This window comes from Streptomyces erythrochromogenes (genome assembly GCF_036170895.1).
Lineage (GTDB): Bacteria > Actinomycetota > Actinomycetes > Streptomycetales > Streptomycetaceae > Streptomyces > Streptomyces erythrochromogenes.
Genome location: NZ_CP108036.1, coordinates 8,360,454 through 8,382,345 on the forward strand (window position 1 = coordinate 8,360,454; position 21,892 = coordinate 8,382,345).

18 protein-coding genes are annotated in these 21,892 nt (G+C 75.0%); 11 read left to right on the forward strand and 7 right to left on the reverse strand.

The window, feature by feature from the left end; all coding sequences use genetic code 11:
- Window positions 1–113 precede the first annotated feature (113 nt).
- The 4 genes from OHA91_RS38700 (at window position 114) to OHA91_RS38715 (ending at window position 5,759) form a co-directional block, all read left to right on the forward strand.
- Window positions 114–1,199, forward strand: coding sequence for a sugar ABC transporter substrate-binding protein (locus tag OHA91_RS38700; protein WP_328741037.1), 1,086 nt, complete (start codon window positions 114–116; stop codon window positions 1,197–1,199).
- A 936-nt stretch (window positions 1,200–2,135) separates the two neighbouring features.
- Entirely contained in the window at window positions 2,136–2,573 is a 438-nt protein-coding gene (locus tag OHA91_RS38705) for a hypothetical protein (protein WP_328738265.1), read from the forward strand.
- Window positions 2,574–2,951: 378 nt separating this feature from the next.
- Window positions 2,952–5,102 (forward strand): PIG-L family deacetylase, encoded by a 2,151-nt coding sequence (locus OHA91_RS38710; protein ID WP_328741033.1) that lies wholly within the window; start codon window positions 2,952–2,954, stop codon window positions 5,100–5,102.
- Window positions 5,103–5,180: 78 nt separating this feature from the next.
- A complete protein-coding gene (locus tag OHA91_RS38715; protein ID WP_328738262.1) occupies window positions 5,181–5,759 on the forward strand; it encodes a hypothetical protein in 579 nt (192 codons plus the stop codon).
- 176 nt (window positions 5,760–5,935) lie between these two features.
- Here OHA91_RS38715 and OHA91_RS38720 read toward each other — a convergent pair whose 3' ends face one another.
- Window positions 5,936–7,324 carry a glycoside hydrolase family 15 protein gene (locus OHA91_RS38720; protein ID WP_051893515.1) on the reverse strand — a complete coding sequence of 463 codons (1,389 nt, stop codon included), beginning with the start codon at window positions 7,322–7,324 and terminating at the stop codon, window positions 5,936–5,938.
- Window positions 7,325–7,640: 316 nt separating this feature from the next.
- Here OHA91_RS38720 and OHA91_RS38725 point away from each other — a divergent pair, with 316 nt between their 5' ends.
- Window positions 7,641–9,188, forward strand: coding sequence for a DUF6056 family protein (locus OHA91_RS38725; protein ID WP_328738261.1), 1,548 nt, complete (start codon window positions 7,641–7,643; stop codon window positions 9,186–9,188).
- A 509-nt stretch (window positions 9,189–9,697) separates the two neighbouring features.
- Here OHA91_RS38725 and OHA91_RS38730 read toward each other — a convergent pair.
- The 4 genes from OHA91_RS38730 to OHA91_RS38745 all read right to left on the reverse strand — a co-directional run bounded on the left by OHA91_RS38730 (window position 9,698) and on the right by OHA91_RS38745 (window position 12,722).
- Window positions 9,698–10,249 (reverse strand): GNAT family N-acetyltransferase, encoded by a 552-nt coding sequence (locus OHA91_RS38730; protein WP_381628381.1) that lies wholly within the window; start codon window positions 10,247–10,249, stop codon window positions 9,698–9,700.
- Between the two features lie 105 nt (window positions 10,250–10,354).
- Window positions 10,355–10,567, reverse strand: a complete 213-nt coding sequence (locus OHA91_RS38735; protein ID WP_328738260.1) for a hypothetical protein — start codon at window positions 10,565–10,567, stop codon at window positions 10,355–10,357.
- 247 nt (window positions 10,568–10,814) lie between these two features.
- On the reverse strand, window positions 10,815–11,297 hold the full coding sequence (locus OHA91_RS38740) for a lamin tail domain-containing protein (RefSeq protein WP_031155608.1): 483 nt from the start codon (window positions 11,295–11,297) through the stop codon (window positions 10,815–10,817).
- A 438-nt stretch (window positions 11,298–11,735) separates the two neighbouring features.
- Window positions 11,736–12,722 (reverse strand): MsnO8 family LLM class oxidoreductase, encoded by a 987-nt coding sequence (locus tag OHA91_RS38745; protein WP_031154753.1) that lies wholly within the window; start codon window positions 12,720–12,722, stop codon window positions 11,736–11,738.
- Between the two features lie 289 nt (window positions 12,723–13,011).
- Here OHA91_RS38745 and OHA91_RS38750 point away from each other — a divergent pair, with 289 nt between their 5' ends.
- The 3 genes from OHA91_RS38750 to OHA91_RS38760 all read left to right on the forward strand — a co-directional run bounded on the left by OHA91_RS38750 (window position 13,012) and on the right by OHA91_RS38760 (window position 16,250).
- Window positions 13,012–13,842, forward strand: coding sequence for a hypothetical protein (locus OHA91_RS38750; protein WP_328738259.1), 831 nt, complete (start codon window positions 13,012–13,014; stop codon window positions 13,840–13,842).
- 449 nt (window positions 13,843–14,291) lie between these two features.
- Window positions 14,292–15,428: a hypothetical protein gene (locus OHA91_RS38755; protein ID WP_328738258.1), complete on the forward strand. Its 1,137-nt coding sequence runs from the start codon at window positions 14,292–14,294 to the stop codon at window positions 15,426–15,428.
- A gap of 129 nt (window positions 15,429–15,557) precedes the next feature.
- Window positions 15,558–16,250 carry a CPCC family cysteine-rich protein gene (locus OHA91_RS38760; protein ID WP_107064775.1) on the forward strand — a complete coding sequence of 231 codons (693 nt, stop codon included), beginning with the start codon at window positions 15,558–15,560 and terminating at the stop codon, window positions 16,248–16,250.
- Window positions 16,251–16,434: 184 nt separating this feature from the next.
- Here OHA91_RS38760 and OHA91_RS38765 read toward each other — a convergent pair whose 3' ends face one another.
- The gene (locus tag OHA91_RS38765) at window positions 16,435–18,072 is read right to left on the reverse strand and encodes an alpha/beta hydrolase (RefSeq protein ID WP_328738257.1); all 1,638 of its coding nucleotides are present in this window, start codon (window positions 18,070–18,072) and stop codon (window positions 16,435–16,437) included.
- A gap of 237 nt (window positions 18,073–18,309) precedes the next feature.
- On the opposite strand from OHA91_RS38765, the gene OHA91_RS38770 reads away from it, so the two are divergent.
- From OHA91_RS38770 to OHA91_RS38780, 3 genes are all read left to right on the forward strand, one after another.
- Complete coding sequence (locus OHA91_RS38770; protein WP_328738256.1) at window positions 18,310–19,545, forward strand: serine hydrolase domain-containing protein; 1,236 nt, start codon at window positions 18,310–18,312, stop codon at window positions 19,543–19,545.
- Between the two features lie 78 nt (window positions 19,546–19,623).
- Window positions 19,624–20,439, forward strand: coding sequence for a YqjF family protein (locus tag OHA91_RS38775; RefSeq protein ID WP_328738255.1), 816 nt, complete (start codon window positions 19,624–19,626; stop codon window positions 20,437–20,439).
- A 311-nt stretch (window positions 20,440–20,750) separates the two neighbouring features.
- Window positions 20,751–21,293: a hypothetical protein gene (locus OHA91_RS38780; RefSeq protein ID WP_031154739.1), complete on the forward strand. Its 543-nt coding sequence runs from the start codon at window positions 20,751–20,753 to the stop codon at window positions 21,291–21,293.
- A 22-nt stretch (window positions 21,294–21,315) separates the two neighbouring features.
- On the opposite strand, the gene OHA91_RS38785 is transcribed toward OHA91_RS38780, so the two are convergent.
- Window positions 21,316–21,858 carry an NUDIX domain-containing protein gene (locus OHA91_RS38785; protein ID WP_266505844.1) on the reverse strand — a complete coding sequence of 181 codons (543 nt, stop codon included), beginning with the start codon at window positions 21,856–21,858 and terminating at the stop codon, window positions 21,316–21,318.
- Window positions 21,859–21,892: the final 34 nt, after the last annotated feature.

A 21,892-nucleotide genomic window follows, 5' to 3' on the forward strand; every position in this document is an offset into this window, starting at 1 on the left:
CCATCTCGTTAAGGATTCACTTCTTGACGGCAGCGGTGCGGGCACGTTGACTGCGTCCACCTCGGCCGTACACATACGGCCCCGTCAGGGAGGCTCACCTCGTGAACGCGTACCTGGGGCGTGCCCCCGTTGCTCTTGCCGTCGCGGCGCTCGCCGTCACGCTCACCGCCTGCGGCACCACCGAAGCCGGCAGCGCCGGCAGCGGCGGCGACGGCGCGGTCAGGATCGGCCTGCTGCTCCCCGAGAACGAGACCGCGCGGTACGAGAAGTTCGACAAGCCGCTGATGGAGAAGAAGGTCGCCCTGCTGACCCTCGGCAAGGGCAAGGTGCTCTACGCCAACGCGGGGGGCGACGCGGTCAGACAGAGCGCCCAGGCCGACGCGATGATCAAGGACAAGGTGGACGTCCTGGTCATCGACGCGGTGGACTCCAAGGCCATCGCCGGCGCGGTGACGAAGGCCAAGGAGGCGGGCATAGCGGTGGTCGCCTACGACCGCCTGGCCGAGGGCCCGATCGACGCCTACACCTCCTTCGACAACGAGGACGTCGGCCGCGTCCAGGGCAAGGCCCTGCTGGAGGCCCTGGGCGACAAGGCCCGCAACGGCAAGATCGTCATGATGAACGGCGCGGTCACCGACCCCAACGCCGCCAGCTTCAAGACCGGTGCCCGCTCCGTCCTGGACGGCAAGGTGAACGTCGGCAAGGAGTACGACACCGTCGAGTGGAAGCCGGAGAACGCCAACACCAACATGGCGGCCGCGCTCTCCGCGCTCGGCAAGGACAAGGTCGTCGGCGTCTACTCCGCCAACGACGGCATGGCCGGCGGCATCATCTCCGCCCTCAAGGCCGCCGGCGTCTCCCCGCTGCCCCCGGTCACCGGCCAGGACGCCGAACTCGCCGGCGTGCGGCGCATCGTGGCGGGCGAGCAGTACATGACCGTGTACAAGCCCTACGCCCGCGAGGCCGAGGCCGCCGCCGAACTCGCCGTCCTCCTCGCCCAGGGCGAGAAGATCGACGGGATCATCAACCAGGTGGTCAGCAGCCCGACCACCAAGCGCATCCCGGCCGTCCTCATCCCCGGCATGTCGGTGACCCGCGACAACATCCGCAGCACCGTGGTCCTCGACGGCGTCTACACCATCGACGAGATCTGCACCGACGCCCTCAAGGCCGCATGCCAGGAGACCGGCCTGAAGTAGCACCCGCGGCGGCGCGGACCCGCAAAGGGCCCCCGCCGCCCCCCCGCAGCGCCCGTACGTCCGCACGCTCGCGTGGCGGGATGAACACACGGGCTTGCCACCGCCGTTCGGGGAGGCGCTGCGGGCCGGGCCGGGCCGGGGCGCCGGGCGCCCCCGCCGGCCGGCAGCCCCCGCTCGCGCGTGTGGCGCACCGCGCCGGTCCAGCGGATCGCCCCACCCCCGGTCCCGGCTGCGGAGCCGATGCCGCGTACGCCCGCGAGGTGGCCCCGCCGACCCGGGGGAGCGGCTCCTGCTGACGGAGCATCCGAAGCACCGGCGCCCGGCCCCCGACCGGACCGCCGGCCACCCGGCCGCACGGAACGCCGACGTGCGTCCCCGCCGACAGGCCCGGACGCGACGGACACCGCAGCCTTCCTCGCCCCGGCCCCTGGGCGCCCCCGCCTCCGACACGGCCGGGCGGCCGGGCACCGGGCCACGTCCTGCTCCACGGAGCCCCCCCCCCGCAAATCAGGTACGCAGGCTTCGAGTGCTCCGTCGGGCGGCTGCCCCGGCAGCCACCCCGACGGAGCCGGCCCACCTGCGCATCGGCTTCCCCGCCTGCCGGTGCGTCACCGCACCGCCCGAAGCCCGGCTGCGGCGGACGGAGCGCGCCCGCCGCGCCCCATGGCGCGCGGGACCGGCACCGGCCTCCCCGGCGGGCTACCGCGCGGCGGACGCACCGTTCCGGCGGGCCCGCCACAACGCCCGCCCGCCACCCGGCCCCGGGCCGTGCGCCGGCCACCCGGCCCCGGGCCGTGCGCCGGCCACCCGGCCCCGGGCCGTGCGCCCGGGACCGGGCGCGGGGCAACGCGGCCGCCCGCCGGCGCCCGGTCCGCCGCCCTGGGACTGTCACTGCGGTCGCCCGTCGGCGCCTGGCCCGCCCGCCCCGGGACGTCAGTGCGACGCCCGTCGGCGCCCGCCCACCCCGGGACCGTCACCGCGGCCGCCCGCCGGCGCCCGGTCCGCCGCCCCGGGACTGTCACTGCGGCCGCCCGCCCGCCCGAACCACCGCGCCCCGGGACCGTCACCGCGGCCGCCCGCCCCGGGACCGTCACCGCGGCCGCCCGCCCCGGGACCGTCACTGCGACGCCCGCTCCGGGACCGGACGCGGGGCACCGCGGCCGCCCGCCGGCGCCCGATCTGCCGCCCCGGGACCGTTACCGCGGCCGCCCGCCGGCGCTGGCCGCCCGCCCCGGGGCGGTCACCGCGGCGCCCGCCCGGCCCGAACCACCGCGCCCCGGCCCGGGCGGTGTGAGCGACCTCACCGCCGCCACGCCCGACCGCATCCCCACCCGCCGGCCCGCCCTCCGCCCCCTCCCGGCCGAGCACCCGTAGAAGAAACCCGCAGGAACCCGCAAATCCCGGTAAAAGCCCAGCAGAAGCCCGCGAAAACCCTCCCACCCGGAACCCCGCACACCGCCCCCGCAGTCCCGCGGCCCCCGCGCACGCCCCGCCCGCCCGGAACGCCCCGGGAGTGACGCACACCACGCCGCCCCCACCCCGCCTCCCACCCAACCAGTGCCAAATATGGACAAGCTGCCCATATGTTGCATTCAACTGGTTTGTTTCCATATGCCGCTTGATGGTGTGTCAGCAGAAAACACGCGGGGCATAATCGGCCCCGGTCGTCTCCGGAAGTGCTGGAGCCATCGGGGCACCGACTCCGCCCTTCGGCGCACACCCGCACCGGACCGACCCCCAAGGCGCCCGCAGATGTCCCTGGCCAGCCGCACCCGCACCGCGGCCCTGCTCGCCGCACTCACCGCCGGCGCCGCCGGGATCACCACCTGGGCCTACGGATACACCACCGCCCCCCGCCCCGCAGCCCCCCAGGCCCCCCTGCGCCCCAGCGTGACCCAGGGCACGGTCCTCCAGGTCGTCGCGCACCCCGACGACGACCTCTTCTTCATGAACCCCGACCTGAGTCGCTCCATATCCACCGGCGTCAAGGTCACCACCGTCTACCTGACCGCCGGCGAGTCCGACGGCAGGAACGAAGCCCACAGCCCCCACCTGCAGGACCCCACCCGCCCCGCCGACCACGCCGCCTACGCCGAAGCCCGCCAGAACGGCATACGCGCCGCCTACGCCGAGATGGCCACCGGCCGGCGCACCAGCGCCTGGCAGCGCACCTCCATACCCACCACCGGCGGCGGCAGCGCCGAGGTCGACGTCCTCCTCGCCCGCCCCGAGGTCAACCTGGTGTGGATGCAGATGCGCGAAGCCCGCAGCATCTCCGGCGACAACCCCGACAGCCTGCGCGGCCTGTGGGACGGCAAGGTCCCCGCCCTCGGCTCCCAGCTCGCCTCCGGCACACCCGTCGCCTCCCCCTTCTCCTACACCAAGGAGCAGGCCGTCCAGGCCATCGCGAACGTCTTCGCGCTCTACAAACCCACCACCATCCGCACCCAGGACCCCACCCCCGGCCGCACCCGGCCCGCCGGCGCCTTCCTCGACCACCAGGACCACATGTACGGGGCCCGCTTCGTGCAGGCGGCCACCGAACGCTACGCCGCCTCCGCCGACCGCCCGCACTTCTCGGTCCAGAACTACGTGAGCTACCCCAACAGCTCCCTGCCCCCCACCCTCGACGCGAAGGCCGCCGAGGAGAAACTCGGCTACCTCAAGACCTACGCCTGGAGCGACCACCAGGACTGGTGCGGCAGCCCCGCCGGCTGCGGCGACCGCAAGACCGCGACCCGGCCCACCGGCGCCGGATGGAACCAGACCATCCGCTACAGCCGCGGCGAGAGCACCACCTGGATGACCCAAGGCACCCCCGGCCGGCTCTACGCCTTCGCCGCCCTCGACGGCCAGATGGCCTACTGGACCCGCCCCACCCCCGCCGCCGACTGGCAGGGCCCCCGCTTCCTGCCCGCCACCGCCCCCGGCACCACCATCGACGCCGGCGCGTCCACCGCCCGCCTCCCCGACGGCCGCATCGCCGTCCTCGCCACCCGCACCACCCTGGGCACCACCCCCCAGGACTACCGGCGCGAGGCCGTCTACGCCCTCCAAAGCGCCCCCGGCGCCGACTTCGGCCCCTGGCAGAGCCTCGGCACCCCCGACACCGGCGACACCTCCGCCACCACCGCCCTCGGCGCACCGACCGCCACCGCCGACGCCACCGGCCGCATCACCGTCTACGTACGCGACTCCCGGCGCACCCTGCACGCCCGCACCCAGCCCGCCCCCGACACCGCCTTCGGCCCATGGCAGACCCTGGGCGGCACCGGCCTGCAGGGCGACCCGGTCACCGCCACCGACAGCGCCGGACGCCGCCACGTGTACGCGGCCACCGACACCACCGTCCTGGCCTGGACCCAGCCCGCCCCCGGCGCCCCGCTCGCCGGCCCCTTCCCCACCAACCTGCCCGCGACCACCGGCGTGCTCTCCGCGACACCGCAGGACGACGGCGTCCGCCTCTCCTTCCGCCGCCCCTCCGCCGGCACCGTCACCACCACCCTGGCCACCGCCACCGCTGCCGCACCCGGCTTCACCCCGCCCGCCGACGCCGGCGGCGAAGGCGGCTACGGCGCCATCGCCACCGCCGGCCACCTCCTCGCCGGCCGCGCCGCCACCGGCACGGCCGCCGTCACCCTCCCCGGCCGGGCGCCCGCCTGGTCGGAGTCCCAGATGCTCTACACCGGCGCCCCGGCCGCCGTGACCGCACCCGACGGCACCGGCCTGGCCGCCGCCCTCGGCCTGGACGCCGGCCTGCACCTCACCACCACACCCACACCCACCCCCAGCCCCACTCCCGGCGGGCCCGGCGGGTCCGGCGGGCCCGTGCCGTGGCACCGGGCCGTCGCACCCACCGCCCTCGCCCAGGCCGCCCGCCAGGGCTCCGGGTGGCACGGGTGAACACCCCGGGCGACGATGACCACCCCGGCCGCCCCGGCCGCCCCTCCCCGTCCTGACCACCGGCGATCGGGGCCCTTCGTGACCGCTTACCGCACCGCCCGCACCCGCACCCGCACGCGGACGCGTCCGCGGACGAGAACCGTCCGCAGCCTGGCCCTGGCCGTCTGCCTCGCCGCCGCCGCGGCCCTCACCGCCGGCTGCCGTGACGACACCGCCCCGGCCTGGGAGTACCCGCGCCTCGCAGCCACCCTGAACGCCCTCTCCACCGCCCTCGCCCAGGGCTGCGCCACCCCCGACCCCGACCACTGCGCCGCCGGCCTCGACCGCCTCGACACCCTGGCCCGGCGCGCCTTCACCGAAGTCCTCGACCACCGCCTCCTTGACCAGGCCTGCCTCGCAGCGGAGAGCGAGGTACGCCGGGCCAGAACCCTGCGCCTGGCCGCCACCGCCCAGGCCCGAAAACAGGAACAGGCCCAGAAACAGGAACAGGCGCAGGGGCAGGCGCAGGGGCAGGCGCGGCAGGACCCCCGCCACCCGGCCCTGGAACAGGCGCGGCGGGCGGTGGCCGCCGAACAGGCGGCCTACCGCCGCCTGCTGGCCGCCCTGGAGAAGGTCCGCACCGCCCCGCCACCCGGCGCGGCGACCCGGCCCCTCTGACCCGGCCCCTCTGACCCGGCCCGTCTGGCCCGGCCCGTCTGGCCCGGCCCGTCTGGCCCGGCCCGTCTGGCCCGGCCCGTCTGGCCCGGCCCGTCTGGCCCGGCCCGTCTGGCCCGGCCCGTCTGGCCCGGCCCGTCTGGCCCGGCCCGTCTGACCCGGCCCGTCCGATTCCCCGCCTACGGCTGCAGGGGCGGGGCGGACAGCCCGCCGGCCTCGAGCGCCACCAGCGACAGCACCACGATCGAACCCGTCCACGCCAGCGGCGCCACCGACGCCGGCCGGCCGGCCCGGTCCACCTTCTCCGGCAGCTCACCCAGAGCGTTCCGCTTCGACAGCACCCACTGCAGCACCGGCCCCGCCTTCGCCGGCCGGCCCCCCGCCGCCCAGGCCAGCGCGAAGAACGCCGTACTGGGCGTCCACGCCACAGCCCCCCACGGAGCCCCCGGATCGTTGCCCGGAGTCAGCCCCCCGTTGGGCAGCAGCAGCGCCCGGTAGGTGGACTCCAGCGCCGCGGGCACACCGGCGGCCGCCGCGTTGAACGGCGGCGCCATGAACGCCACCGCACTGTCGCGCCCGTGCCGCCCGTCGACGGTCCGCTGGTAGCCGAGCGGGAAGAACCGCTTGGAGATCCCCGCCGACAGCCGCCGCGCCGCCCGCGCCCAACGCACCGCATCCTGCGGCCGGCCCGCCTCCCGTGCCAGGTCCGCCGACGCGTTCAGCCCGGCCAGCAACGGCGCGGCCGTACCGATGTTCGCCGTCGCCGTCATCAGCTCCCAGTAGTCCGGAGAAGCCGGGGGCAACCCGTCCGCCCCCAGGGAGAGCACCGCACGGTCGGCCGCCTTGCGGATCATCGGATACAGGGCCGCCAGCCGCTCCCGCCGCCCCTCCACGGGCGCCACCCGGTACCACTGCCACGCCGCCCACGGCACCCAGCCGTTGGCATCGAGCTGCCACCGCCTGCCGTCCGGCGGCCCCGAACCGTCCAGCTTCGTACGCGCCTCCCAGCTGCCGTCCCCGCGCTGGGTCGCCGCACTGTGCCGCAGGATCCGAAAAGCCTCCTCGTCATGCCCGGTGTGCGCGAACGCGGCACACGCGAAACTCGAATCCCGCGGCCAGGAGTACATCCACCCCGGACTCCACCCCGCCGCCATCGCCCCGTTGGGCCGCAGCAGCGCCCGCATCGCCAGCAGCGCCCGCCCGGCCGCCGCCCGCTCGGCCGCCGACCGGCCCGGGACCCGGCCGGCCGCCAGCCAGGCCCGGCTCTGCCCGATCTGCCGCAGCGCCCGCCCGTCCCCGGCCGCGACCACCACCGACACCGACCGCCCCGAAGGCAGGTACCGCCACCGCCCCGACGCCAGCCGCAGCACATTGCTGCCCTCCACGTACCGGGCACCGGCGGCCAGCGACGCCGAAACCCCCTCGGCGGCACTCGCATTGGACAGCACACCGACGGTGGGAGCGGTCAGCCCCGACAACGGCGCATGACCGCCCGCCCCGCACACGGGAACGGCCGTACTCGTCAACGCCGCCGCAACCACCGCCCAGCAGCCGAGGACACCGGGCATCGCCACTCCCTCCGCCGCATCCGCGCACCCGCGCACCGGGCGCACGAGCGGACCCTGACCCCCACTCATCCTCGAAGACCACCGCCCGCCCCGCCACGGAAGCCCCGCCGCCCGGGTGAGCCGCCCCCCACGCACCCGCCCCGGCAGCCCGCACCGCCCGCCCCCGGCCGCCCGGCCCGCATCCCGCCCCGCCCCGGGATGCCGCACGCGGCGAACCGTGCACATCATGGGTGTTCGCGGGCCGTGCGATCACCACAGCCGGCGGGGCGCACCGGCCGCCCTTGCCCGACGGGCCCCCGCTGCGAAGGGGAGGCCCATGAGCACCATGGCGGCCGAGGGCGAGGAAGAACGCGTGAGCCCCTCCTCCCACACCGGCCCGGAAACCGGCCCCCGCCGACTCCCGCGCACCCTCCTGCCCGCCGCCGCGGCGACCCTCCTCGCCGCCGCCGGAGCCCTCGTCGCCGTCGGATGCTTCCTCGGCCTCTACATCCGCCCCACCTCCGACGACTGGTGCGCCGCCTGGAAAACCCGCGACCTGGGCGTCCTCGGCATCACCGCCGACTTCTACACCACCCAGAACGGCCGCATCGCCAACGCCTTCCTCAGCGGCCTCCTCTACCGCGGCGGACCGGCCGGCACCAAGATCCTCCCCACCCTCATCGCCGTCCTGCTCACCGCCGCCCTGGTCCTGCTGGGCCGCCGCCTCCTGCGCGCCCTCGGCCACACCCCGCCCCTGCTGCTCCTGACCGCCTGCGCCCTGGTCCTCCAGGCACTCCTCTACTTCGCGGGCACCCGCAGCTACCAGGTCCTGCTGTGGGCCCCCGCCACCATCTCCCACACCCTGCCCAGCGTCATCGGCCTGTGGGCACTCCTACTGGCCCTGGCCACCGTCTCCCACCCCCGCCGGGCCGTCCGCACCGCCGGCCTCGCCGGCGCCCTCCTCATCGGCTTCGCCCTCGGCACCCTCAGCGAACCCTTCGCCCTCGTCACCGGCCTCGCCGCCGCCCTGACCGCCGTACTGTGCCTGCCCCGCCTGCGCCTGGCCACCACCTGGCGCCCCTTCACCTGGTGCCTGCTGTGGTGCACCGGCCTCGTGTGCGGCCTCGCCGTCCTCTACACCTCCCCGGGCGCCCGCTGGCGCCGCGCCCAGCAGCCCGAGAAGGAACCGCTGCTCTCCACGGCCGAACTGCGCGCCACCTACGAGGACTGGCTGCACATGTGGGACACCGTCACCGGCCAGTGGGCCTACCTCGCCGCCCCCGCCGCCGGCCTCCTCCTGGGCCTGGCCGCCACCCTCCGCACCCCCCGACCCTCACCCTCACCCCCGCTCCCGGCCTCGGCCCCGCGGTGGACGCGGGCCGCCCTGCTGCTGCTCCCGCTGCCCGTGGTCGTCCTGGGCTCCTTCGCGGTCGCGGCGGGCCTGCGCAGCGGATACGGCCCCACCGGATGGACGTACGCCCGCACCTGGACGAGCTACCTGCTGCCCATGGAACTGGCCCTGTGCGGCTACGGAGCCCTGCTGGGCGCATGGGCCGGCCCCCGCCTCGCCGCCCGCCGCCCCGCCGGCCCGGGCACCCTGGCCGCCTGCGCCACGGCCGCGTTCTGCCTGACGCTCGCCTCGACGGCCTCCCTCGTCCCCGGCCTCCAGCAGCTCACCACCACCACGGTGGCCCGCTCCATCGCCTGGGACGCCCAGAACGCCCGCATCCGCGCCGAGGCGGCGCAAGGCGCCACCAGCGTCGGCTACCGCCCCCTGCCCATCGGCAGCCTCGCCGAACCGTTCTTCACCGCCGACTACAACCGCGACTGGGTCGCCGCCTGCATGTCCCGCTGGTACGGCGTCGACCGCATCCACCGCCGCTGACCCCCCACCCCCGATCCGAAGCCGCCCGGCCGAGCCGACCGCCCGCGACGTCCCCGCGCCCCGAGCCGCCGAGGCCAGCACACCCCGCACGCAATCGCGGCCCGCCGAGTCCCCCGACCGGCCCGGCGGCCGCCCCCCCCGGCCGCTCGCAGGCCGGCCGTCGGACGGCCGAAAGCCCCCTCGCCCGCCACCACGGCGAAACCTCCACACCCTCCGGCACACGGCGGGCCCGACCGGCACCGCCCGCCCCTCCCCGGCCGGGCCTTCACCCGTGCCCGACCGGGGAGGGGCGGGCCGCCCCCCCGCCACGTACCCGGGGAGCACCCGCCGCTCTCCCGGAAGCGCAACCGCCGCTGCCGCGCGCCCGCGCTCCGTCCGGACCCACCGGGCGCGACGCCCGCGGCTTCATCCGGCGCCCCGGGAACCCCACGACGAGCACCCGCCCGCCGCGGCCGGACACCACGGCCCGGGGCCCGGGGACGGTGCGCCCGGGGGCCGGCCCGGCCGTCTCAGCCGGCGGTGGTCCGCCCCGGCCGTACGGGCGGCGGTACGGCGTCGGTCGCCAGCCGTGCGTGCAGTTCGACGTCGTGGCGGACCCCGTCGTACTCGAGCTTGCCGCGCTGGACCCCCTCGACCGCGAAGCCCGCAGCCCGCGCCACCCGGCACGACGCCGGGTTGTTGACCCGGTGGCCCAGCTCCAGCCGGAACAGGCCGGCGTCCTCGAAGGCCCAGGCGGCCACCGCACGGCAGCCGCCCGACGCGACGCCCCGCCCGCGGGCCGCCGCACCCGTCCAGTACGACACCCAGCCCGTCCGGTGACGCCGGTCGACGGCGCCGACCGCCACATTCCCCAGTACCGCGTCCGCACCGTCGACGACCGCGAAGGCGAAAGCCGACCCCGCGTCCCACTGCTCCGCCCGGGCCGCCAGCCACCGCCGCGCCGCCGGCAAGGCCACGATCGGCTCACCGGCCTGCCACGCCATCACCGGATCGGCGAACGCCGCCAGCACCGCCCCGGCGTCCGTCGGAGACCAGCGCCGCAGCCGAAGACCCGGGGACACTTCCAGATGATCACGCACCCGCCGCAGTCTTCCCCAGCCCCGGGACCGACCGCCAGCCCCTACCCACCCGCCCGCCGGGCCCGGCCGCGGCGGGCGGAGGCCGGATCAGGCCTCGCGGTCCATCACCCGGCGGGCCGCCTCGGCCTCCGCCGCGGGCGGAGAGAGCTCGTCGAGGATGTCGAGCTCGTCGTCCGAACCCAGCTCCTCCTCCCACGCGGCCGCCAGCCGCTCCTGCTCCTCGCGCGGCCTGCCCGCCACGGCCTCCCGCCGCTGCGGCTCCAGAGCCGCCAGGAAACGCCCGACCGCGTCCGCCGTCATGCCGTACTCCTACTCGCCGTGGGGAGAGGGACCCGGCCCAGCATCGCGAACCGGGCCCGCACCACCGGCCCGACACGGCACGCCGCCACCCGAATGCACCCGCCCGCACGGCACCCCCCGGCGGGCACAACACGCACACGCACACGCACACGCACGGGTGCGGCGTGCCACGGCCCGCCCGGCCGTGACACGCCGCACCCCCGCGGCCGGCGGTCACCGTCCCCGTCGGGGCGACCGCCGGGCCGGATCAGCCGCGGTGCTGGTGTCCGCGGCGGCCCCAGGACTCGGTGTCGACGACGTTGCCGCGGTTGTCGCGGAGGGTGGCGGTGTCGCGGTCGTTCCAGACCTGCCGGTTGCGGTCCTGGTAGAGGTCGTGGCGGGTGTCGCGGCCCTGTCCGGTGTGGACCTTGACGGCGGAGCGGCCGTCCAGGCGGAAGTCGGGGAAGCGGTAGCGGTTGCCCTGCTGGTCGGTGAGGGTGTAGCCGCGGAGGTTGACGCTGTTCCGGCCGGTGTTCTTGATCTCGACCCATTCGCGGTTGAGGGCGCGGTGGGAGCGGTCGCCGCGGTGGGGGCTGTCGTACTGGACGTCGCCGATGACGAGGGCGGAGTGCCGGCCGCGCTGGTCGCGGCGGTGGTCGTCGGCCGCGGCGGGCAGCGCGGCGGCGCCGACGAGGGTGCCGGCGGCCAGGAGGGCGGCGAGAGCGCGGCGGGTGGCGAGGGAAGCAGACATGGAGGATGGACCCCTTCGACGTCAACGGGCGGCCCCGACCGGCGACATGCACCCGCACCCGCACACCTACGGGTGCGGATGCGTACCGGTCTGGCCTGAAACGGTTCCCGGCGTCTGGCCGAGGAGCCACACTCTGGCCCCCGCCGACACCCGGACACCGCCCACCCACCCCCTGTTTCCCAATCCGGATATGTCCGTAACTCTCCCTTGTAGTGGGCAGCCGTCACACCGGATTGACGCCCAGGCCACGGCAGTTCGCCACCAGCCGGTGGCACGCCTGCACAGCCGCCCTCCCCGCCCGCGGACCCCGGCCCGGCCACGGCCCGCACCACTGCGCCGAACGGGTTCAAGGCCCTGTAACAGCCGCTCCCGCCACCCCTTCGCACGCACCTGCGGAAACGATTCCGGTGTACGAGAAACCGGCCCCCGCAGCCCCGCCTACGGCGCCGTCGCCGCCCCCCAGTACTTCCTGACCAGCTCATACGAAGCGATCCGGTCACCCAGGTCGTAGACGGGCGTGGCCAGCATCAACTCGTCCGCCCCGGCCTCACCGGCCAGCTGCGCGAGCCGCCCCACCACCGCCTCGGGCGCCCCGACCGCCTGCTGCGCACGGAAACCGTCCAGCGCCTGCCGCTCCTGCTCCGTGAAGGGATGGGCGGCCGCCTGCGCGGGCGTGGGGAACGGCGTCTGGCTCAGCCCCTGCAGGAGCCCGGCCTTGACGACGTTCATCGGACCCGCCCGCCACACGGCCTCCTCCTCCGTCGGCGCGCACACCGTCTCCACGCACAGCAGCACCCGGGGCCGCTCGCACCAGCGGGACGGGGCGAACGCCGCCCGGTAACCCTCCACGGCCGCAAGGGTGTTGTCCGGACGGATGTGGTGCGCTATCGCGACCGGCAGCCCGAGCGCCGCGGCGAGAGCGGCCCCCGCGGTACTGGAAGCCAGCAGCCAAGGCTCCGGCAGCGGACCGAGCGCTACCTCCTCCACCAGGAACGACAGGATCGCGGCCACGTCCTGCCGGTACTCCGCGTCCGACGCCGGCCCGGCCCCGCGGCGCAGCGCCCGGGCGATGGCCTCCTCGAAAGTGCCCGGACCGCGGCCGATGCCCAGGTCGATACGGTCCTCGTGCAGGGCGGCCAGCGTCCCGAACTGCTCCGCCAGCGTGATCGGCGCATGGTTGGGGGCCAGCACCCCGCCCGAACCGAGACGGATCACCGAGGTCGAGGCGGCCGCGTGCGCCGTCAGCACGACCGGCGGGAACGCGCCGATCGCGGGGGAGTGGTGATGCTCCGCGTACCAGAGGCGGCGGTAGCCCAGCCTCTCCATTTCCCGGGCGAACGCGGCGGTGTCCCGCAGGGTGTCCACGGCGCGGGTGCCCGTCTGCACCATCGCGACTTCCAGCGCTGAAAGAGGTATGTCGAGCATCCCGTCAGCATAGGGATCACGCGCCCCGACGACGGCCCCCATGATCGTTTTCACGCCACCGCGGACGGACCGGCCCGACAGCTCCATTTCCGGGTAACCCGCATCCGCGAAAACGTCAAGCCCCGAATTCCCGGAACGTGACCGGTGTCGCGGTGGAAGGGCTTACTGGATATGCGGCCCCACCGAAAAGGAAACGAGGTCGCAGACGCAGTGGGAACAATCCCCACATCGCGGAGGAAGCGAATCTTTCGGAACCCGCTCAGGGTCCGATTCCGATCAGGAGAAAATCATGAACCGTAAGTTCGAGACGTCTGAGTCCACCCGCCCCAAGCGCCGGTTCCGCCTCGCGACCGCCGTCGCGGCCGCCGCGATCGCCGGCGGGATCCTCGTCCCCTCGTCCTCCGCGATGGCCGCCCCCACCACGTCGGTGGAGAGCGTCGTCAGTCACAACAAGCACGACCACAAGAAGCACGACGGCAACCACCACGGCAAGAAGAAGAAGCGCAACAAGGGCGGCAACACCCAGGGCGGTACGCAGGGTGGCGGCAATGGCAACACCCAGGGTGGAACCCAGGGTGGCGGTAACGGGAACACCCAGGGCGGTACGCAGGGTGGCGGTAACGGCAACACCCAGGGTGGAACCCAGGGTGGCGGCAACGGGAACACCCAGGGCGGTACGCAGGGTGGCGGCAACGGGAACACCCAGGGCGGTACGCAGGGTGGCGGCAACGGGAACACCCAGGGCGGTACGCAGGGTGGCGGCAACGGGAACACCCAGGGCGGTACGCAGGGTGGCGGTAACGGCAACACCCAGGGCGGGACGCAGGGTGGCGGCAACGGGAACACCCAGGGCGGTACGCAGGGTGGCGGCAACGGGAACACCCAGGGTGGAACCCAGGGTGGCGGCAATGGCAACACCCAGGGCGGTACGCAGGGTGGCGGTAACGGCAACACCCAGGGCGGTACGCAGGGTGGCGGCAATGGCAACACCCAGGGCGGTACGCAGGGTGGCGGCAACGGCAACACCCAGGGTGGAACCCAGGGTGGCGGTAACGGGAACACCCAGGGCGGTACGCAGGGTGGCGGCAACGGCAACACCCAGGGTGGAACCCAGGGCTGACCAAGCCGGCCGAATGGCGCATCACCTCGCAGAGGCTCCCTCTGCGAGGCGATGCCGTCCCCTCCAGCCGTTGCCGCCCCGACCCACGTCGGGGCGGCAACGGCTGGACCCGTGCGTCCAGACCCCACCCGGCCCCGCACCCGCCCCGACGGGCGAGGAAACACCGGCGAACGCGCCCGGTCCACCCCGACAACGCAGCGATACGGCCCCCACTGGGCCCCACCGCGGGCAACGGAAACCCGCCGCCACCAGGCAATATGCGACCGCCCACCCGAATCTGAATTTGTCAAGTCCCGAATCTCCGTCGCTTTCGCCCCGCGCCCGGAAACGGCAATCTGGAGACAGATAAACCGCTCGGCCATCAGACGGAACTGAGACACCGGACAAGCCGAATCCCCGGCTCGCAGAGAATCTCAGAAATCCGGGTCGATCATTCAAAGGAGATTTAAATGTCGAGGAAGAAGCGCGTCGCCAACATTGCCGGTCTTTCCTGTGTCACCGCGATACTCGCCGGAACGGCGGGAGTGGCATTCGCTTCCCAGGCTTCCGCACTTCCGACCGCAGCCCCTGCGGCGGTATGCAGCCTGAAGGACGGGGAGGTCCGAGGCAACGGCTTCGTCCTCAAGCAGACCTACGACGTCAAGCGCAACGGGAAGACCATCGCCCGCGTCGCCGCCGGACCGAAGGGCGACATCCGGGTCGGAATCACCGGAAGCGGTCCGGTCTCCGTGGGAACCGTCCGGTGCGCGGCAACGGGCCCCGCCTCGGTCTCCACGAAGACCGACGTGGCAGCGGCAACGGCACGAGGCACGGCCGCGGCCCAGCAGGCGGCGCGCGGCGGAGCTTCCCAGGCACAGGCAGCCGCCATCGGTCGAAAGGCAGCGGCTTCGGAAGCGAAGAAGCTCGGACTGGCGCCCTCTGTGGTGAACCAGGTGACGAACAACGTGACGAACATCGTCAACAACACGATCATCGGCGGCTCGAACAACACCATCGGCGGCACCCAGGTCGGCAACGGCAACACCCAGGGCGGGACGCAGGGCGCCGGCAACGGCAACACCCAGGGCGGGACCCAGGGTGGCGGTAACGGCAACACCCAGGGTGGCACGCAGGGCGGTGGCGCCGGGAACACGCAGGGTGGAACCCAGGGTGGCGGCGCCGGGAACACGCAGGGCGGTACGCAGGGCGGTGGCACCGGCAACACGCAGGGCGGTACGCAGGGCGGTGGCACCGGGAACACGCAGGGCGGTACGCAGGGCGGTGGCACCGGGAACACGCAGGGTGGCACGCAGGGTGGCGGCACCGGCAACACGCAGGGTGGCACGCAGGGCGGTGGCACCGGCAACACGCAGGGTGGCACGCAGGGTGGCGGGGCCGGCAACACGCAGGGTGGCACGCAGGGTGGCGGCACCGGCAACACGCAGGGCGGTACCCAGGGTGGCGGCACCGGGAACACCCAGGGCGGTACCCAGGGTGGCGGCACCGGGAACACCCAGGGCGGTACCCAGGGTGGCGGCGCCGGCAGCACCCAGGGTGGAACCCAGGGTGGCGGGGCCGGCAGCACCCAGGGCGGAACCCAGGGCTGACCGGCAACCAACAGCCGGCAACCGGCGGTCGAGTGCGGCACCTCGCAGAGGCAACCTCTGCGAGGTGCCGCCGCATGTCCGGCGCGGGCCCATGCCGCCGCCCGTCACGGCACCTTGCAGACTGGTCCGGTGGACACCCGTCGCCCGTGCCCCTGTTGTGGTCATCTCGTCTTCGACACCGAAGACGGTTGGCCCGGCTCCTACGCCATCTGCCCGGTCTGCTCCTGGCAGGACGACCCGGAGCAGTTCCGCCGGCCGTTCATGCCGCGCGGCGCGAACCACGTGTCGCTCGTCGAGGCCCAGCTCAACTTCCGTGCCTACGAAGCCTGCGACCAGCGGGGCAGGCGGTTCGCCAGGCCCGCAGCGGACGACGAACCCCTGGACGCGGCCTGGCGCCCGATCGACCCCGCCACCGACTTCTTCGAGGACTCCGGGGACACGGAGCTGCGTCCTTGGCCCGAAGACGGGGCGGTCCTGTGCTGGTGGCTCCCCTCGTTCTGGGGCGTCCCCGAGGACCCCGCACACGATCCCGCCCGCCGGCTGGTCATCGACGTCGGCCCGGTCCGCAGCGAGCGTGACCTCCACGAGGTCCTCAAGCGGGAACTCGGCTTCCCGCCGTTCTACGGCATGAACCCGGACGCGTTCTGGGACGCGATCACCGGCCTCGTCGCCATGCCCGCGCACCTGCGGTTCACCGGCTGGGCCGAGCTGGAGCTGCGGGAACCGCGGGCCGCGGCCGTGCTCCGCGACCAGCTGGAGAAGTACGCGGAGACGGCCGCGGACTTCACCGTCGTCTACGACCCCCGGCACGGCACCCTGTGACCGCCCCGCCCCGCCCCGCCCCGCCCGGGCCGGGGCGGGGCGGGGCGGGCCGGGCGGCGTGTGTCGGCCGGGCGGGGTCGGGTAGGTGACCGGTGCGGGGTGCGGTTCTGGCCCTCATGGCTGCGACGGGGACCGCATCCCGCCCGGCCCCCACACCCACCCCACCCCGCTGCGGCCCCGCTGCTCAGCGCAGCACGGGGATCACATCGCGCGTCTCGTCGACCTCCAGGCCCGCGGCGCGCCGCCCGACCGGTTCCGGGGGCGCCTCGTCCGCGCAGACGGTGCCCCGCGCGGGCAGCGTCAGCGTGGCGAGGTAGCCGGTGGCCAGGGCGCTGACGCACGCGCTGCGGTTGTAGGCGGTGTGCCCCTCGGCGGCGAAGGTCAGCAGCCGGCCGTTCTCCAGCGTCCCGGCGAGGGCCACGGCGTCCTGGTAGGGGGTGTCGGGGTCCCCGGTCGTCCCCAGGACCAGGATCGGCGCGGAACCCGCCGCCCGGTAGGAGCCCTCGTAACGGCTCGGCCGGTCCGCCTGCCACTGGACGCACGCCGGCGCGTGGTTGTGGTCGTAGGTGGGCGGCCCGAGACCGATCGGGGGCCCCAGCAGCGGAGCCGACGCGGCGTGCGCGCCGACCAGCGCGCCCAGGAGCAGCCGGCCGGCCGGGTAGACGCGGTCGGCGCACTCGACGGCCGTGTTCACCGTCAGGAAGTCGAAGGACGCCGGCGACGGCGGGGACAGCAGGAACGAGGCCTGGCGGGCCTGCGCCGCCCGCAGCGCCTCGCCCAGGTAGGGCCAGATCTCCTTGCCCGCGTTGATGTTGAACATCAGGCGGTAGGCGAGGGTGTAGCCGGTGGCCGGACGTCCGCTCGCGGTGATGACCGGGTTCGCGTCCAGCGCCCGCTTGAGGTCGTCGAAGGCCTGCCGCGGCCGGCCCCCGCCGAACCCGCAGACGGCCGCGTTGCCCGCGCACCAGTCCAGGAACCGGCCGACCGCCGCGTCCAGGGCGGCGAACTGCGCGGCGTCGTAGGCGTAGGGCACCTCCGCGTACAGGCGCGGGTCGTAGGCCCCGTCCAGGACCATCGCCCGCACCCGCCGCGGGAACTGCGCCGCGTAGAGGGTGCCGACGTAACTGCCGAAGGAACGGCCGTAGAAGGACAGCGTCTCCTCGCCCAGCGCCCGGCGCAGCAGGTCGATGTCCCGGGCGTTGAAGCCGGTGCCGACGAACGGCACCAGGCCGCCCGAGCGCTGCCGGCAGGCGGCTTCGAAGTCGGCGCCCTGCCGGACGGCCCGGTGCACGGCACCCGGGCCGGGCACGGCGCGCGCGGCGTCCACGGCGGCCGCGTACTCCTTGTCGTCCCAGCACTCCACCTGGCCGCTGCGCGCCACCCCCCGCATGTCGTAGCCGACGACGTCGAAGGAGTCGCGCAGGGCGGCGGGCAGGGCGGCGTGGCTGTTACGGGCGAAGTCCACACCGGAGTTGCCCGGCCCGCCCGGGTGCAGCAGCAGCACACCGGTGCGGCGGGCCGGGTCGGCCGCGGGCCGCCGGGTGACGGCGAGGGCGATCGTGGGCCCGCCCGGCCGGCGGTGGTCCAGCGGTACCCGGGCGGTCGCGCACTCGAAGCCGTCCTGCGGGCCGGTGCAGGGGCCCCAGGACAGGACGGGCACGGGCGGATCGGCCTCGGCCGAGGACACCGAGTCGGCGGGCGCCGCGACGGTCGCGGTCGCGGGCGCGGGCGCGGCCCCCGTCAGCGCGGTGACCGCGGTCAGGACGAGGGCCATCGCCCCCACCACGCGCCCGCGCGGGGCGACGGCGGAACGGGTCTGCATGCTTGCGCACCTCCGTGATGGTGACGGGCGTCGCGAACGGCCGCCAACGTAGCCGCCCGCCCCGCTCCCGTCGTCCCACCAGGAGTTGACTCCGCCTTACACCCAGGAGGTGAGGCCCGGGCCCGCGCTCAACCCCCGACCGGCCCTCCGCGGTCTTGCCCGGCGGGTGGACCCCACCGGTTCCCGGGGAAAGCCGCAGCAGTTCCAGCGAGCACCCAGACCGCGAAGGAGCACGGCATGACGTTACGCACGACCGCTACGGCCGCACGGGTCGCCCTGGTGGGCCTGGCGGCGGCCGCGATGGCGGCCACCACCCTCACCGTCCCCGCCCAGGCCGCCCCCGACCCCGGCCCGGACCCCGCCGCGGACCGGGCCGCCGCGCGGGCGGGGCACGCGGCGACCCGGCGCGCCATGGACGCCGAAGTCCGGGCCGGCATCCCCGGCATCACGGCCCAGGCCCGCGACACCCGCGGCGTCTGGAAGGCGGCCTCCGGCGTCGGCGACCTGGCCACCGGCACCCCCCGCGGCACCGACGACCGGTTCCGGATCGGCAGCATCACCAAGACCTTCGTGGCCGTCGTCCTGCTCCAGATGGAAACGGAAGGCAAACTCCGCCTCGACGACACCGTCGAGCACCATCTGCCGGGCCTGGTGAGGGGCAACGGCAACGACGGCGGCACGATCACCGTGCGCCGGCTCCTCAACCACACCTCCGGCCTCTTCGACTACCTGGCCGACGAGGAGTACCTGCAGACGTACATGCTCGGCGACGGCTACCTGCGGCACCGCTACGACACCCTGCCGCCCGCCCAGCACGTGCAGGTGGCCCTCTCCCACCCGCCGCTGTTCTCTCCCGGCGACCGCTTCTCGTACTCCAACACCAACTACGTCCTGGCCGCGCTGATCATCGAGAAGGCGGGCGGACGTTCCTACGAGGCCGAGGTCCGCGACCGCATCATCAGGCCCCTGGGCCTCAAGGCCACCACCAACCCCGGCAACAGCATCCACATCCCCCGCCCCAGCAGCCGCGCCTACTCCAAACTGTTCGCGCAGGCCCCCGACCGGATCGACGACGTCACCGAGATGAACGGCTCGCAGGGCCGGGCCGACGGCGACATCATCTCCACCGCCGGCGACCTCAACCGCTTCTACCGCGCCCTGATGCGCGGCGAGCTCCTCGCCCCCCGCCAGCTGGCCGCCATGAAGACCACGGTGGAGATCCGCGAACGCCCCGACATGGCCTACGGGCTCGGCATCACCCGGATGCGCACGAGCTGCGGCACCACGCTGTGGGGCCACGGCGGAGGCATGGTCGGCTCGACCTCCCTGGCCGTCACCACCGAGAACGGCGGCCACCAGCTCGCCTACAACCGCAACGGGGACTGGAGCCTGCCGACCGCCCCGGAGGCCATCATGGAAGCCGAATACTGCCCCACCCCCACCCCCACCCCCGCCCCCGCCCCCGCTTCCTGAGCCGTACGCGGTTCCCCGCCGCCGGCGTCCACCCGCGGCGGGGAACCGCGGTCCAGCACCCTGCGGGATACTGACGCGATGCCGCCCACGCCGCCCGCCGAGCCCCCCGAGCCCGCAGAGCAGCCTCCCGGGCCCGCAGAGCAGCCTGCCGGGCCCGCCGAGCCGATAACGGCCGATCCGCCCCGCCCCGCCCGCGCGCACAGGCCCCTGCTCACCCAGTCCTGGCTCGACCTGGCCTTCCTGCACTGGCCCGCCGACCCCGCCGACGTCGCCCCGCTGCTCCCGGCCGGCACCACGCCGGACACCCTGGACGGCCTCACCTACGTCGGCCTCGTCGCGTTCCGCATGCACCGCGTCGGCTGGTTCCGCCTCCCCGGCATCCCCTACCTGGGCTCCTTCCCCGAGACCAACGTCCGCCTCTACTCGGTCGACGCCCACGGCCGCCGCGGCGTGGTCTTCCGCTCCCTCGACGCCTCCCGCCTCCTCCCGGTCCTCGCCGCCCGCACCGCGTTCCGCCTCCCGTACGTGTGGTCACGCATGTCGGTCCGCCGCGACGGCCCCACCCTCACCTACACCAGCAGCCGGCGCTGGCCCGGCCCGCGCGGCGCGCACAGCACGATCACCGTGCGGACCGGCGAACGCATCGAGGAGCCGACCGCCCTCGAACACTTCCTGACCGCCCGCTGGGGCATGCACAGCGACTTCGGCGGCCGGCTGCTGTACCTGCCCAACAGCCACCCGCGCTGGCCGCTGCACCGCGCCGAACTCCTCGGCTGCGACGAGAACCTGGTGGCCGCCGCCGGCCTGCGGCCGCCCGCCGGCCCGCCCGTGAGCGTGCTGTACTCCCCGGGAGTCCCCGTACGGTTCACCCGCCCGCCCCGCCGGCCGAACTGACCGCACCCCGGGTGCACCGCGAGCGCACCCCGGGCACATCCGCCCCGTTCCCGCCCCCGCTGCCGCCCTCGTTCCTGTCCGGCGGGCGGCCGGACGGGTACGCGCCATTGACAGAGCCCGCGGCCACGTGCGAAAAAGACCGAAGACCCCAGGTCCGAGGCCGCGCGATGTCCGTTTCTCCGCTGCCCGGCGCCGCAACCGCAGACGCCGCCCGCGACGACAGCCCGCGGGGTCCACCCCGCCGCGATCGGCACCGCGTCGGTGCGACCGACCCACCTGGAACACGACGATCGGACCCCGACTTGACCCTCATGCCCGGATCCCGCGTGCCCGGCCGGACCTGGACGGTCCGGCTCACCGGCCACGCCGATCACAGCGCCTCCGTCACCTGCAGCACCGAAGCCTGCCGCATGCCGCCCCGTTCGAAGGACACCGCGGCCCTGAAGCGGTTCGCCGCCGAACACGTCCGGGCCCACGCCCGGCTGGCCACCGTACGCCCCGACACCGCGTGCGCCTGCCGGGCCGCGCAGTGCGCGCTCCACGAGGCCCGCACCCAGTGCACCGGCTCCACCCTCCTGGTCCTGGTCCACAACCCGGCCGTGGGACAGGTCTGGACGCTCGCCGAGATCTGCCAGTCCTGCGCACCGCTCATCGCGCACACCGCCATCCTCGGCCGGTCCCAGCCCCAGGGCCGTCAGGCCCCGCCCGCGGCCTCGGTCCCCGCGCCCGCCACCGCACCGGCGGCGGTCCCCCTGCCCGTCGCGGGCGGGTTCTCCTCACCGCAGGCCGCCCCGGAGGCCCCCGCCGCCCGCCGCCGCCCGCACCGCCCCGCGCGCCCGCGCCGGACCCCCTGACCGCGCCGGGCCGCGCCGGTCGTCACACCCACGTGTAGTTGTCGTCGGTGACGGCGGCCAGGGCGGCGTCGGCGGTGGCCGCGCGGGGGTCGGGCAGCGCGGCGAGAGCGGCACCGATCGGCGGGAAGAGCGGGAGCCCGGCGGCCCCGCGGTAGTCGATCCACTCGATCACGCCGACCTCGTGGCTCCCGTCGGGCTGTTCGTCCAGTTCCTCCTCGGCGAGGGTGGCGCGCAGCTCGGGGGTGATGTGCAGGCGGTGGATCAGGTGCAGCTTGCGCGGGGGCGGTGTGGGCCCGGGACGGGTGACGCGCTGGTCGACGACCCACAGCAGGTCGCCGCCCTCGGCGAGGCCGATGTCCAGGCCGAGTTCCTCGGCGAGCTCCCGGCGCAGGGCGCAGGTGAGGTCCTCGCCGTCCTCCACGTTCCCGCCCGGCGGGCTGTAGTGGGTGGAGCCGGCGCGGTCGCGGCGGATGAGCGCGACCTCGTCCCCGCAGAACACCAGGGCCGCGGTGCGGATCTTGATGCGGGAGAACGGGACCGTCGGTGCCGGGGGAGCGGAAGTCATGACGGCCATCATCCCACCCCCGGACTGACACTCC

What these genes read in the sequence shown, in the direction of transcription:
- OHA91_RS38710 (WP_328741033.1), top strand. Translation starts at nt 2,952, where the DNA reads ATGTCCCTGGCCAGCCGCACCCGCACCGCGGCCCTGCTCGCCGCACTC.
- OHA91_RS38720 (WP_051893515.1), bottom strand. Translation starts at nt 7,324, where the DNA reads ATGCCCGGTGTCCTCGGCTGCTGGGCGGTGGTTGCGGCGGCGTTGACG.
- OHA91_RS38725 (WP_328738261.1), top strand. Translation starts at nt 7,641, where the DNA reads ATGAGCACCATGGCGGCCGAGGGCGAGGAAGAACGCGTGAGCCCCTCC.
- OHA91_RS38735 (WP_328738260.1), bottom strand. Translation starts at nt 10,567, where the DNA reads ATGACGGCGGACGCGGTCGGGCGTTTCCTGGCGGCTCTGGAGCCGCAG.
- OHA91_RS38740 (WP_031155608.1), bottom strand. Translation starts at nt 11,297, where the DNA reads ATGTCTGCTTCCCTCGCCACCCGCCGCGCTCTCGCCGCCCTCCTGGCC.
- OHA91_RS38745 (WP_031154753.1), bottom strand. Translation starts at nt 12,722, where the DNA reads ATGCTCGACATACCTCTTTCAGCGCTGGAAGTCGCGATGGTGCAGACG.
- OHA91_RS38750 (WP_328738259.1), top strand. Translation starts at nt 13,012, where the DNA reads ATGAACCGTAAGTTCGAGACGTCTGAGTCCACCCGCCCCAAGCGCCGG.
- OHA91_RS38755 (WP_328738258.1), top strand. Translation starts at nt 14,292, where the DNA reads ATGTCGAGGAAGAAGCGCGTCGCCAACATTGCCGGTCTTTCCTGTGTC.
- OHA91_RS38765 (WP_328738257.1), bottom strand. Translation starts at nt 18,072, where the DNA reads ATGCAGACCCGTTCCGCCGTCGCCCCGCGCGGGCGCGTGGTGGGGGCG.
- OHA91_RS38770 (WP_328738256.1), top strand. Translation starts at nt 18,310, where the DNA reads ATGACGTTACGCACGACCGCTACGGCCGCACGGGTCGCCCTGGTGGGC.
- OHA91_RS38775 (WP_328738255.1), top strand. Translation starts at nt 19,624, where the DNA reads ATGCCGCCCACGCCGCCCGCCGAGCCCCCCGAGCCCGCAGAGCAGCCT.
- OHA91_RS38780 (WP_031154739.1), top strand. Translation starts at nt 20,751, where the DNA reads ATGCCCGGATCCCGCGTGCCCGGCCGGACCTGGACGGTCCGGCTCACC.
- OHA91_RS38785 (WP_266505844.1), bottom strand. Translation starts at nt 21,858, where the DNA reads ATGACTTCCGCTCCCCCGGCACCGACGGTCCCGTTCTCCCGCATCAAG.